General features: G+C 73.3%; 11 protein-coding genes. 10 read left to right on the top strand and 1 reads right to left on the bottom strand.

Annotated features, from left to right (window positions below; all coding sequences use genetic code 11):
- Window positions 1-85 precede the first annotated feature (85 nt).
- Both ACIPXB_RS32990 and ACIPXB_RS32985 read left to right on the top strand, forming a co-directional pair.
- Window positions 86-316 (top strand): type II toxin-antitoxin system VapB family antitoxin, encoded by a 231-nt coding sequence (locus tag ACIPXB_RS32990; protein WP_401455957.1) that lies wholly within the window; start codon window positions 86-88, stop codon window positions 314-316.
- Entirely contained in the window at window positions 313-729 is a 417-nt protein-coding gene (locus ACIPXB_RS32985) for a PIN domain nuclease (RefSeq protein ID WP_401455955.1), read from the top strand. The genes ACIPXB_RS32990 and ACIPXB_RS32985 overlap by 4 nt, the downstream gene beginning before the upstream one ends.
- 182 nt (window positions 730-911) lie before the next feature.
- Here ACIPXB_RS32985 and ACIPXB_RS32980 read toward each other — a convergent pair whose 3' ends face one another.
- Complete coding sequence (locus ACIPXB_RS32980) at window positions 912-1,799, bottom strand: sigma-70 family RNA polymerase sigma factor (protein WP_401455954.1); 888 nt, start codon at window positions 1,797-1,799, stop codon at window positions 912-914.
- A 271-nt stretch (window positions 1,800-2,070) separates the two neighbouring features.
- Between ACIPXB_RS32980 and ACIPXB_RS32975 the strand changes: the two genes are divergently transcribed.
- The 8 genes from ACIPXB_RS32975 to ACIPXB_RS32940 all read left to right on the top strand — a co-directional run.
- Window positions 2,071-2,688, top strand: coding sequence for a lipoprotein (locus ACIPXB_RS32975; protein WP_401455952.1), 618 nt, complete (start codon window positions 2,071-2,073; stop codon window positions 2,686-2,688).
- A 141-nt stretch (window positions 2,689-2,829) separates the two neighbouring features.
- Window positions 2,830-3,786, top strand: coding sequence for an aromatase/cyclase (locus ACIPXB_RS32970; protein ID WP_401455950.1), 957 nt, complete (start codon window positions 2,830-2,832; stop codon window positions 3,784-3,786).
- 20 nt (window positions 3,787-3,806) lie between these two features.
- Window positions 3,807-5,570 carry an acyl-CoA dehydrogenase family protein gene (locus ACIPXB_RS32965; RefSeq protein ID WP_401455947.1) on the top strand — a complete coding sequence of 588 codons (1,764 nt, stop codon included), beginning with the start codon at window positions 3,807-3,809 and terminating at the stop codon, window positions 5,568-5,570.
- Entirely contained in the window at window positions 5,567-6,379 is an 813-nt protein-coding gene (locus ACIPXB_RS32960) for a 4'-phosphopantetheinyl transferase family protein (RefSeq protein ID WP_401455946.1), read from the top strand. The genes ACIPXB_RS32965 and ACIPXB_RS32960 overlap by 4 nt, the downstream gene beginning before the upstream one ends.
- Window positions 6,380-6,600: 221 nt before the next feature.
- Window positions 6,601-8,763: a condensation domain-containing protein gene (locus ACIPXB_RS32955; RefSeq protein WP_401455944.1), complete on the top strand. Its 2,163-nt coding sequence runs from the start codon at window positions 6,601-6,603 to the stop codon at window positions 8,761-8,763.
- Window positions 8,764-8,832: 69 nt separating this feature from the next.
- Complete coding sequence (gene metK, locus ACIPXB_RS32950; RefSeq protein ID WP_401455941.1) at window positions 8,833-10,056, top strand: methionine adenosyltransferase; 1,224 nt, start codon at window positions 8,833-8,835, stop codon at window positions 10,054-10,056.
- Window positions 10,057-10,196: 140 nt separating this feature from the next.
- Window positions 10,197-11,180 carry a carbohydrate kinase family protein gene (locus tag ACIPXB_RS32945; protein ID WP_401455939.1) on the top strand — a complete coding sequence of 328 codons (984 nt, stop codon included), beginning with the start codon at window positions 10,197-10,199 and terminating at the stop codon, window positions 11,178-11,180.
- A partial coding sequence (locus ACIPXB_RS32940) for a homocysteine S-methyltransferase family protein (protein ID WP_401455936.1) occupies window positions 11,177-12,668 on the top strand: 1,492 nt, incomplete at its 3' end. The genes ACIPXB_RS32945 and ACIPXB_RS32940, both read left to right, overlap by 4 nt.

The raw sequence follows: 12,668 nt of genomic DNA, 5'->3' as shown, positions 1-12,668 counted from the left end.
GGACCACCCGATCAGGCGACAAGAAACGACACCAGTTGACGATAGAATTGGTGTCGTTTCGGTCCTGACGTGGTGGAGGTGGGTCATGACCCGCACGATGATTGATCTCGACGACGAGATGGTTGAGCAGGCAAGAGCCATCTACGGCACCAAGACCAAGGCCGCCGCGGTCCGCGCGGCGGTCGAGGACGCGGTCAAGCGTCACCTTCGGCAGCAGTTCATCGACGCGATCAAGTCGGGGGACCTCGACTTCAGCGAGATCATCGAGAAGACGAAGGTGGACCCGCCTGCGGAAGAGACAAAGGCAGCCGCGTGACCGCACTGTTCCTGGCGGACAAGTCCGCCATCAGCCGGTGGCGTGAGCCGGCTGTGGCGGCCGTCCTCGACCCGCTCCACGAGCGGGGGCTGCTGGCGGTCTGCCCGGCGGTCGAGTACGAGCTGATGTTCAGCGTGCGCGGCCGGCACGAGGTCGACGTGATCACCAAGTGGCTGCACGGCTTCGATTACCTCTACTGCGCGCAGGAGGTGTCCGAGCGGGCCCTGCACGTGCAGCGGAAGGCGATCGACCAGGGTTTCCACCGCGCGCTGTCCTGGCCCGACCTCCTGATCGCGGCCACTGCGGAACGGCACGGCGCGATCCTCCTCCACCACGACGGCGACTTCGACATGATCGCGTCGATCACCCGCCAGCGCACACAGTGGGTCGTCCCACCCGGGAGCACGGACTGAGCGACTGGTGAGGGCCGGCGACCCCGTGCCCGTTGGGCGTTGTGGGGGTTCCGGGGTCATCCCGTCAGTCCTTGACTGTCCTTCCGTGCCGGGCCGGCCTGTCAAGAGGGCTCCTTCGTCGCGTCGCTACGCGCTGCCGCAATCGCGCGTCTGATGCCCGTCCGGTGTTGCCCGGTCGGCAGTCAGGCGGTGTGAGGGCGCAGGGGGGTGAGGTCGATGGTGGCGAGGCGGTCCGGGTCGGTGAGGATGTCCAGGGCGACGATCTTGTCCTTCCTGATCGTGAAGGCCATGACGGACACGGCGCGGCCCTGCGCGACGGACACCAGGCCGGGCGAGCCGTTGACGAGTGCCGGGAGCGCGCCTTCGGCGAACCGGGCGAAGGTGATGGCCTGGGAGGCGACGTCCGCCGCGCCGCGCCGCAGCAGGCTCGGGCGCAGTGCCCCGCCGTCGGAGCGGGCCACGATGTCGGGGTCGAGGACGGCGATGAGGGCGTCGAAGTCTCCGCCGCGCGAGGCGGCGAGGAAGGCGTCCACGACCTGCCGTCTGCGGGCCAGGTCGGAGTCGGGGGCCGGCGCGGCCCCCTCGACGCGGCGGCGGGCGCGGCTGGCGAGCTGCCGGGTGGAGGCCGCCGTACGGCCGAGGACCGGGGCGATCTCGTCGAAGGGGACGGCGAACAGGTCGTGCAGGACGAACGCGAGCCGTTCGGCGGGAGAGAGCGTCTGCAGGACGATCATCAGCGCGATGCCGACGGAGTCGGCCACGAGCATCTCGTGCTCGGGGTCGATGGTGTCCGGGCTGCTGACGATCGGGTCGGGCAGCAGCGGTTCCTCACGGCGTGACCCCCGCGAGCGCAGCATGTCCAGGCACACCCGGCCGACCACCGTGGTCAGCCACCCGCCCAGGTTCGTCACGCCGGTCACGTCCGCGCGGCTCAGCTTCAGCCACGACTCCTGCACCGCGTCCTCGGCCTCGCTGAGTGAGCCCAGCATCCGGTACGCCACCGCCCTCAGATGGCTGCGGTGCTCCTCGAAGCGCATGGCCAGCAGATCCTCTTCGCTCACCTGCCCCATCTTCCCATCGCCGCACCTGATGACGAACTCCCTTTCTGCCAGGCACACCGGACAGGCATCAGACGCGCGATCGCGGCAGCGCGTAGCGATCGATGGCGGCCCATTCCCAGCCACGGGCGGGCCGGGGTCGCTATGCCTGCAGGAGCGCGTGGCGATCGGGCGCGCCTGCTCGCCAGGGGGCGGATTGCGCACCTGACGGGATGACCCCGGAACCCCTGTCCCCACCGTCCGGCTTGCTAAGTTGCCCTTTTCGACCGTGGGGGAACCAAGCATGCGCCGTACCGTCATCGTCCGGCTTCTGACCGTCGCCGCACTCGCGGGGCTGGTCACGTCCTGCGGGCCCTCCGGAACGGAGACCGGGGCCGAGCCCGGTGACAAACCCGCCGCCGGAGCCACCTCCGACTCCGCCCCCGCCGCCCCCTCCGCCGCCTCCGTCGGCGCCCCCGGCACCGACTGTCCGCTTCCCGTCTCCTTCGGCCTCGCCACGTCCTGGCAGCCCAAAGCCGTTCCCGGCGGGATCCCGCACGGCGCCTTCACCCTGCGCTGCGAGATCGACGCCAAACCCGCCGGGCACATCGGTTTCCTTCGCGTCTGGACCGCCGAGAAGAGCCCCGGCACCGCCCGCCAGGCCCTCGATGCCTTCCTGGCCAAGCAGAAGGTCACCGGCACGCCGGCCGTCACCGACGTCACGGCCGGCGCGCTCCCGGCGGCCGAGGCCGCGTACGAGACCACCGCGCTCGACGAGCCCAAGCAGGAGCACGCCTTCGCGGTCGTCACCCCGTCCGGCGCCGCGGTCGTCGTCCACCTCGGCGGGCTCGACACCGACGAGCACAAGGCGATGCTCCCGGCGTACCAGCTGGCCCGCCAGTCCCTGAAGGCCCTTCCCTAGAAGCTCACCCACCCACCCCCACGCCCACCTCACCCCACCCCCATCCCACCCCTACCCCTGGACCCTTCCTCAAGCGGCTTTCCGGCAGGCCTCCGGTGTGGGGCGGGAAGGTCGGGGCACAGGGTCAGGGAGGTTGAGCCGATGTCGGGTGAGCGAGTGCACCGCACGTCCTACGAGATCGACGTGGCAGCGCCGGCCGGGGTGGTCTACGGGCTGATCGCGGACACCACGCAGTGGCCGTTGTTCGTGCCACCGAGCATCCACGTCGAACGGCTGGACTTCGACGGAGTCCTGGACCGGTTCCAGATGTGGGTGACCGCCAACGGATCCGTGAAGTCGTGGCTGTCCCGGCGGACGCTCGACCACGGCCGGATGCGGATCGAGTTCCTCCAGGAGCTGCCGGCCGCGCCCGCCGTGTCCATGGGCGGCACCTGGACCGTCGAGGAGCGCGGCGCCGACCGGTGCCGCCTGCGCCTGGAGCACGAGTTCACCGTCGCCGCCGACCGGCCGGACGACGTCGCGTGGCTGCTGCTGGCCACCGACACCAACAGCCGCGCCGAGCTGGCGCAGCTCAAGGAGACCGCCGAGCAGTGGCGGCGGCTGGACGGGCTGCTCCTGAGCTTCGAGGACTCCGTCCGCGTCCACGGGCCGGCCGAGCTCGTGTACGACTTCCTGTACGGGGTCGCCGACTGGGCCGACCGGGTGCCGCACGTGGCACGGGTCGATGTCGTCGAGGACCTGCCCGGTGTGCAGGTGATGAGCATGGACACCCGGATCGCCGACGGGTCCGTGCACACCACCGACTCCGTCCGCATCTGCTTCCCGCACGCCTGGCGGATCGTCTACAAGCAGACGAAGACACCGCTGCTGATGGAGGCCCACACCGGCGAGTGGTCCGTCGTGCCCGACGAGACAGGGGTGACCGTGACCTCCCAGCACAGCGTCCTGCTGCGCGAGGAGGCCTTCGAGCGGGTGCTCGGCCCCGGTGCCGATGTCCACCAGGCGCGCGCGTTCGTGCGCGACGCCCTCGGACGCAACAGCACCGCCACCCTCGAACTCGCCAAGCGGCACGCGGAATCCGCCATACGCAGCCTGTGACCCCCGGGAGACGAGTGACCATGACGCACTCTCTCGCGCCGGCCCCCGATGCCCGCGCCGACGCCCGTGCCGGCCACGGCGCGGCGGCGGCCGCGGTGCGGGCGGCCCGGCTGGAGGAGTCGCTCGGAGATCCGCACGACCCCGCCAACCCGCACGGGATCGCCGCCCTCCTCGCCGCCGACCGGCAGTCCGAGCCGCCGTACGCCACCGAGGAGCTGCTGGCCGCCGCCGGGGTCGGCGCCGAGTTCGTGCCCGCCGAGTTCGGCGGCCGGCTCACCCGCGCCGACCTGCTCGTCACCGCGCTGCGCCCGGTCTTCCGGCGCGACCTCGCGCTCGGCTTCGGGTACGGCATCACGTCCCTGTTCGCCTCCGCGGCCGTCTGGGCCGCCGGTACCGCACGCCAGCGCGCCGAGACCGCCGGGCTGCTGCTGGCCGGCGGCCGGGCGGCGATCGTCCACCACGAGGTCGCCCACGCCAACGGCATCCTGCGCCACGAGTTCACGGCGGCACCGCGGCCGGCCGGCTCCGGTTACACGCTGCGCGGCCGCAAGGACCTCATCATGAACGCCGCCCGCGCGGGCGCGCTCGTCGTGTACGCCCGTACCTCCCCCGAGCGCTCCGCCCGCAGCCACTCCGTGCTGCTGGTCCGCCCGGAGGAGGCCGACGGGCTCTCCCGGCTGCCGCGCGTCATGACCTCCGGCATGCGCGGCGGCCTCTTCTCCGGCCTGCGGTTCGACGGCTGCGAGCTGCCCGCCGACACGCTGGTCGGCCGCCCCGGCGAAGGCGTCGCCCTCGCCCTGCGCACCTTCCAGGTCAACCGCTGCATCATCCCGGCGCTGGCCGTCTCCGCCGCCGACACCGTCCTGCACGCCGCCGTCCGGTCGGTCACCATCGGCCGTACGAAGCCCATGGCGCGCCGCTGGCACAAGCCGCTGGCCGGGGTCTTCGCCGACCTGCTCGCGGCCGACGCCATGGCGCGCGCCGCGCTGCGTTCCCTGTCGCTGCTGCCCGAGCGGGCGCACGTGCTGGCCGCGGCCGTGAAGTACGTCGTACCGGACCTGCTGCGCGAGAACCTCGAGGAGCTGGCGTCCGTCCTGGGCGCGCACGGCTACGACCACGGCAGCCCGCAGTACGGGCCGCTGGACAAGCTGGTGCGCGATCTGCCGGTGGCCGGGCTCGGGCACGCCGGGACCGCCGCCTGCCAGGCCGTGATCGTGCCGCAGCTGGCGCACCTGGCCGAGCGGTCGTGGTTCCGGGCGGAGGAGCCGCCGCCCGCCCTGTTCCAGGAGGACGCCGAACTGCCGCCGCTGGACTATCGGTTGCTCGGGGCGGCCGGCGGCCACGACTTCCTGTCCGCGACCCTGGCCGGCGCCGCCGCGCGACTGGAGACCAGCCGCGCCGTCGGCGGCCACATCGGGGCGCTGGCCGAGCTCGCCGAGAGCTTCGTGGGCGAGCTGCGCGCGCTGCGCGAGCAGTGCCTGGCCCGGCCCGCGCTGCCCGCGGCCCTCGTGCTCAGCGACCGCTACGCCCTGGTGCTGGCCGCCGGCGCGGTGCTCGGCGTGTGGGAGGGCCAGGACGGCGGCGACCCGTTCCTCGCCGACCCCGCCTGGGCGGTGCTGGCGCTGACCCGTCTCGGCGGCCGGCTCGGCATCGCGGTGCCGGAACTGCCGGACGGGTGCGTGGCGCAGGTGCTGGAGGAACTCGTACGCCGCTACCGGGCGGGGCGCAGCTGCGACCTGGCCGGGACCGCGTACGGCGGGTACGGGACGGAGGCCGCCGCATGACGGCCCTCGCGCCCCCCGTCCACGTCACCGGGCCCGACGGACCCTGGGACGCGGTCTCCGCCGCCGTCACCGAGCACGGCCACGCCGTGGTGTACGCGACCTGGGGGGAGTGGCTGACGGCCGCGCTCTCCGACACCGCCCTGCGGCCGCTGCTGGGCCGGGACTGGCAGCGCTACCGGCGCACCGCCGACGCCGCCATCCGCTACCGCTTCGTCACCTCGCGGATGGTGGTCAAGTACACGGCCGCCGCCGCGCTGCGCACCGAACCGGCCGCGCTGGACCTGTCGTACCGGATCGGCGGCCGCCCGTACATCCGGGGCCTGGACCAGCTCGACGTCAGCCTCAGCCACACCGAGGACCTGATCGCGGTGGGCATCAGCCGGACCGGCCGGATCGGCGTGGACGCCGAACCGGCCGGCCGGCGGATGTCGTTCGAGCTGCTGCACGACCGGGTCTGCACCCCGGCCGAGGCGGCGGAGCTGGCCCGGCTCCCGGCCGCCGAGCAGGCGGCCGGGATGCTGCGGCTGTGGACGCTCAAGGAGGCCTACACCAAGGCCCTCGGTCAGGGGCTGAGGCTGGACTTCAACGAGTTCGGCTTCGGGCTCGACAGCGGTGAGCTGCTCGCGCCCGACGGGCGGCCGGCGGCGCACGGCGAGTGGGCCTTCGGCACGCACCACGTGCTGGGGCGCTACCTGCTGAGCGTGGCCTGTCACGACACCGGGCTGGACCCGGCGGTCGACACCGCCGTGCACACGATGCTGGACGAGGGGTTCATGAGCATGGTCGAGGAGGTCCTCGCGGCCGGCTGAGGTCCGCCCGGCGGCGCCCGCCGGAGCGCGGACGCCGCGGCGGACGTCACGGGCGGTGTCACAGCCGGTGTCACAGCCGACATCACAGCCGACATCGCAGCCGACGTCACGAACGTGTCAGGGATATGTGGGCGTTGCTCGCATACTCGTCCCCCTTTGGAAAAGGATCAGTGGATGCCGGACCCGGACCGGACCCGAGGGAAGAAGTGGAGGGAAAGCCGATGGCCGCCACCGTGGCCGTGACCGTGGTCGTCACGCCCGGCCCACCGCCCTCGCTCGACCTCCACGGCCCGCTCACGCCGAGCGCGCTCGCCGCGGCGCTCGCGCTGCTGCCGCCGTGCACGCCGACGCTGTTCCGGCACAGCGCGACGCACCACACCCTGACGCTGCCCCCGCCGCCGTACCCGGCGGGGCCGCTGTCGGACCTGCTCACCGGCGCGGAGGACGGCCGGGCGGTGCCGCTCGTGCCGTACGACCGGGAGGCGGGGGACGCCGGCGGTGCCGGTCCCACGCCCGTACGGGCCCTGCCGGTCACCCCGCTCCAGCGGGACGTCCTGCTGGACGCGCTGACCCATCCGGGCTCCGGGCTGCACGTCGAGCAGCTGCACTGGCGCTGGTACGGGCCGCTGGACACGCGGCGGTTCACGGCGGCCTGGCAGTCGCTGTACGACACCGAGGCGGTGCTGCGGGCGGCGCTGGCCCGGCCGGGGGCCGGCGATCCGGCGCCGCTGGTCGTGATCCATCCGTACGCGGCGCCGCGCGTGGAGCGCTTCGCGCGCGGCAGCACGGACTGGCACGCGCTGCTGCTGGGCGAGCGGCTGCGGGCGTTCGACCTGCACGAGCCGGGTGCCGCCTTGCGGATCTCGGTCCTGGAGGAGCCGCGCAGTGTGGTGCGGGTGCTGCTGACCTACCATCAGGCGCTGCTGGACGGCTGGAGCGTACGGATCCTCCAGCGCGCCCTGTACCGGGCCTACCTGGGCGCCGGCCGCCCCCTCGGCGGCGAGCGCCGGCCCGACGTCCGCGACCACATGGGCTGGCTCGCCGCCCAGGAGCTGGGCCCCGCCCGTGCCTTCTGGACCGCCCGGGCCCTGCCCTCGGCCGGGGCCACCACGCTGCCGGGGCGGTCCGAGTACCGCGGCTCGCGTCGCCGCGGCCACGGCCGGACCCGCCAGCGGCTGACCTCGTACGAGGCGCTGCGCCTGCGCAACTGGGCGGCGCACTGGGGTGCGACGGAGAGCACGGCCCTGCATACGGCGTGGGCCCTCCAACTCCACCGGGCCGCCTCCGGCACGCCCAAGGACCCTCGGGCCACCCCCCACCCCGTTTCCGCCGCCGGGGCGGGACGGGGCGTGGTCCGGTCGGCCACGCCCGTCACCTTTGCCGCTGCCGTGTCCGGGCGGGGGATCACGCTCGCCGGGGCCGAGCGCTTGCCCGGGCCGTTGCGCAGTGCCGTGCCGGTGTACGTCACCGTGGACCCGGCCGTCCCCGTCACGCACCTGCTGACCACCCTGACCGGGCGCGCGCTGGACGCGGCGGCGTACGAGTGGCTGGCGCCGGGGCAGTTCGCGGTCTGGGCCGCGGGCGGCCCGGACGACGCCGGCCCGGACGACGCCGGCCCCGGCACCCGCCCCCGCCCCGAGTCGCTCCTCGCCTTCGACGCCCAGGCCCCCGCCGGGGACGCGCACGATCCGGTGTACGCCGAACTCGCCGCCGAAGGGGTACGGGTCGACCCCGCCGAGTCCGTCAGCGCGCACACCGCACTGCCGTACACCGTCACCGCGCACCACGACGCCGAGGGCGCACTGGTCCTGACCGCCATCTACGACCGGGGCCGGATCGCCGATTCCGACGCCGCCGAGACGCTCGCCCAGACCGCCCACCTGCTGCGTGAACTCCCCGATGTCGTGCGGGAGTCCACGACCGTCGCCGAGGCGCTCGACGTCCTCGCCGGCACCCCCGTGCCGCGGGCCGCGCACCCGGTGCCGCGCCCCCTGCGCGTGCTGCGCAGGGCCTTGTGGGCGGGGGCGGGCACGATCTGCCTGATCCCGCCGCCCGGCGCCCGCACCGGGTGCTACGACGCGCTCGCCGAGGCCCATCCCGGCCCACAGGCGCTCGCCACCGTCCACCCGCCCGCCGATGCCCGTACCTGCCTGGCCGCGCTGCGCCCGGCCCTCGCCCGCGGCGAACCCCTGCTGCTCGGCGGGTTCTCCGGCGCCGGCACCCTCGCCTTCGAGGTCGCCGAGCGCATCGCGGCCCACGGCTGGCACCCGCCGTTCGTCGCCATCGGCGGCACCGCCGACGGCGGCTCCGACTCGGTACGGGCGCTCGCCCGGACCCTGGAGACCGCCGCGGCCGCCGCAGGACGGCACGGACCGCCCGTATGACCGCCCGTATGACCGCCCGTATGACCACCCACCCGCGTACCCGACAGACCACCAGCCACCAGGAGTGACATGTCCCGCCGCCTGTTCACCTCGGAGTCCGTGACCGAGGGCCACCCCGACAAGATCGCCGACCAGATCAGCGACACCATCCTCGACGCCCTGCTCCGCGAGGACCCCGCGTCCCGCGTCGCCGTCGAGACCCTGATCACCACCGGCCTGGTCCACATCGCGGGCGAGGTGACGACGCAGGCGTACGCGCCGATAGCCGCCCTCGTGCGCGAGAAGATCCTGGAGATCGGCTACGACTCCTCCGCCAAGGGCTTCGACGGCGCCTCCTGCGGCGTGTCCGTCTCGATCGGCGCGCAGTCCCCCGACATCGCGCAGGGCGTGGACGTGGCGTACGAGTCGCGGGTGGAGGGTGCCGCCACAGGTGAGGAAGGGGACGAGCTCGACCGGCAGGGCGCCGGCGACCAGGGCCTGATGTTCGGCTACGCCACGGACGAGACCCCCGAGCTGATGCCGCTGCCCATCCACCTCGCCCACCGCCTCTCGCGCCGGCTGACGGAGGTCCGCAAGGACGGCACCGTCCCCTACCTGCGCCCGGACGGCAAGACCCAGGTCACCATTGAGTACGACGGTGACAAGCCGGTCCGCCTCGACACGGTCGTCGTCTCCTCGCAGCACGCCTCCGACATCGACCTGGAGTCCCTCCTCGCCCCCGACATCCGCGAGAACGTGGTGGAGTACGTGCTGCGCCAGCTCGCCGAGGACGGCATCAAGCTGGACACCGAGGGCTACCGGCTGCTGGTGAACCCGACCGGCCGCTTCGAGATCGGCGGCCCGATGGGCGACGCCGGCCTGACCGGCCGCAAGATCATCATCGACACGTACGGCGGCATGGCCCGGCACGGCGGCGGCGCCTTCTCGGGCAAGGACCCGTCCAAGGTGGACCGTTCGGCGGCGTACGCGATGCGCTGGGTCGCCAAGAACGTGGTCGCCGCCGGGCTCGCCTCGCGGTGCGAGGTGCAGGTCGCGTACGCGATCGGCAAGGCCGAACCGGTGGGCCTGTTCGTGGAGACCTTCGGCACCCACACCATCCCCACCGACCGCATCGAGAACGCCATCGCCGAGGTCTTCGACCTCCGCCCCGCCGCGATCATCCGCGATCTCGACCTGCTGCGCCCGATCTATGCCCAGACCGCCGCGTACGGCCACTTCGGCCGTGAGCTGCCGGACTTCACCTGGGAGCGCACCGACCGCGCCGAGCGCCTGAAGGCCGCCGCCGGTCTCTGAGCCGGTCCGGGCCCCATCACCCGCACGACCGCACGACCGCACGACCGCACGACCGCACCACCCGCACCACCCGCACCTCCGCACCACCGCACCACATCGACCACTTCGCCCCGCAGACCGACCAGCTCACAGGAGTCCACGTGCGAATCGCGGTGACCGGATCCATCGCCACAGATCACCTCATGGCCTTCCCGGGCCGGTTCGTCGACCAGCTGCTCCCCGACCAGCTGGAACACGTCTCGCTGTCCTTCCTCGTCGACGCGCTGGAGGTCCGGCGGGGCGGAGTGGCGGCCAACATCGCCTACGGGCTCGGCGGACTGGGACTCGTCCCGCTCCTCGCCGGCGCCGTCGGCCCCGACTTCGGCGAGTACGAGGTCTGGCTCAAGGAGCACGGCGTCGACACCAGCGCGGTGTACGTCTCCGCCGAACGCCAGACCGCTCGCTTCATGTGCATGACCGACCAGGACTCCAACCAGATCGCCTCGTTCTACGCGGGCGCCATGGCGGAGGCCGGCCGGATCGACCTGCGGGCCGTGCACGCCCGTACCCCGCTCGACCTGGTCCTCGTCTCGCCCAACGACCCGGGCGCGATGGTCCACCACACCGAGCAGGCCCGCGAGCTCGGCGTCCCCTTCGCCGCCGACCCCTCCCAGCAGCTCGCCCGGCTCTCCGGCGCCGAGGTGCGGCAGCTGGTGGACGGCGCCCGCTGGCTGTTCACCAACGAGTACGAGTCCGCGCTGCTGCGCGAGCGCGCCGAGTGGAGCCACGCCGACGTCCTGGGCCGGGTCGGTGCCTGGGTCACCACGCTGGGCGCGCAGGGCGTCCGTATCGACCGCGCGGGCGAGCCGACGATCACCGTCCGCGCCGTTCCCGACGTCACCGCCGAGGACCCCACCGGTGTCGGCGACGCGTTCCGCTCCGGCTTCCTCGCCGCCCTCAGCTGGCAGCTGCCGCTGGAGAACGCGGCCCAGCTGGGCTGCGCGATGTCGGCGCTGGTCCTGGCCGCCGTCGGCTCGCAGTCGTACGAGATCCAGCCCGCCGCCCTGCTGGACACGATCCGCACGGTGTACGGGGACGACGCCGCGGCCCTCGTCGGACCGCATCTGCAAGGAAGGCCGTCATGACCGCCGACACCGCCGCCGCGCGGGCGCAGGAACGCGCGAACGCCCTCAGAGAAGCCCTCGCCACCCGCGTGGTGGTCGCCGACGGCGCGATGGGCACCATGCTCCAGGCGCAGGACCCCACGCTGGAGGACTTCGAGCAGCTGGAGGGCTGCAACGAGATCCTCAACGTCACCCGTCCCGACATCGTGCGCTCGGTGCACGAGGCGTATTTCGGGGTCGGCGTGGACTGCGTGGAGACCAACACCTTCGGCACCAACTACGCCGCGCTCGCCGAGTACGAGATCGTCGAGCGCAACTTCGAGCTGGCCGAGGCCGGGGCGCGGATCGCCCGGGAGGTCGCCGACCGGTTCACCGCCGAGACCGGGCAGCAGCGCTGGGTGCTGGGATCGATGGGTCCGGGCACCAAGCTGCCCACGCTGGGGCACGTCGACTACGCGACGATCCGTGACGCCTACCAGATCAACGCCGAGGGGCTGCTCGCCGGCGGCGCCGACGCCCTGCTCGTGGAGACCACCCAGGACCTCCTCCAGACGAAGTCCTCCATCATCGGTGCCCGCCGGGCGATGGAGGCGCTGGGCCTGTCCGTCCCGCTGATCTGCTCCGTGACCGTCGAGACCACCGGCACGATGCTGCTCGGCTCGGAGATCGGGGCCGCGCTGACCGCGCTGGAGCCGCTGGGCATCGACATGATCGGCCTGAACTGCGCCACCGGGCCGGAGGAGATGAGCGAGCACCTGCGGTATCTGGCGCGCAACGCCCGGATCCCGCTGTCCTGCATGCCGAACGCCGGCCTGCCGGTCCTGACCAAGGACGGCGCGCACTACCCGCTGTCGGCGAGCGAGCTGGCCGACGCGCAGGAGACCTTCGTCCGCGAGTACGGGCTGTCGCTGGTCGGCGGCTGCTGCGGGACGACGCCGGAGCACCTGGGACAGGTGGTCCAGCGGGTCCGGGGAGCCGCGCCCGGGACCCGCGACCCGCGCCCGGAGCCGGGGGCCGCGTCGCTGTACCAGACGGTCCCGTTCCGGCAGGACTCCTCCTACATGGCGATCGGTGAGCGGACGAACGCGAACGGGTCGAAGAAGTTCCGCGAGGCGATGCTGGAGGCCCGCTGGGACGACTGCGTGGAGATGGCGCGCGATCAGATCCGTGAGGGCGCGCACATGCTGGACCTGTGCGTGGACTACGTCGGCCGCGACGGCGTCGCCGACATGCGGGAGCTGGCGGGCCGGTTCGCGACCGCCTCCACCCTGCCGATCGTGCTGGACTCCACCGAGGTCCCGGTCATCCAGGCGGGCCTGGAGAAGCTGGGCGGCCGCGCCGTCATCAACTCGGTCAACTTCGAGGACGGCGACGGCCCGCAGTCGCGGTTCGCGCAGGTGTCGCGGCTGGCCCGGGAGCACGGCGCGGCGCTGATCGCGCTGACGATCGACGAGGAGGGCCAGGCCCGCACGGTCGAGCACAAGGTCGCGATCGCCGAGCGTCTCATCG

Origin of the sequence: Streptomyces sp. NPDC090022 (assembly GCF_044748145.1) — a bacterium.
In the GTDB taxonomy this organism is placed as follows: domain Bacteria; phylum Actinomycetota; class Actinomycetes; order Streptomycetales; family Streptomycetaceae; genus Streptomyces.
Note: the sequence above shows the minus strand (reverse complement) of the source record. Positions and strands in the feature narration are given on the sequence as shown.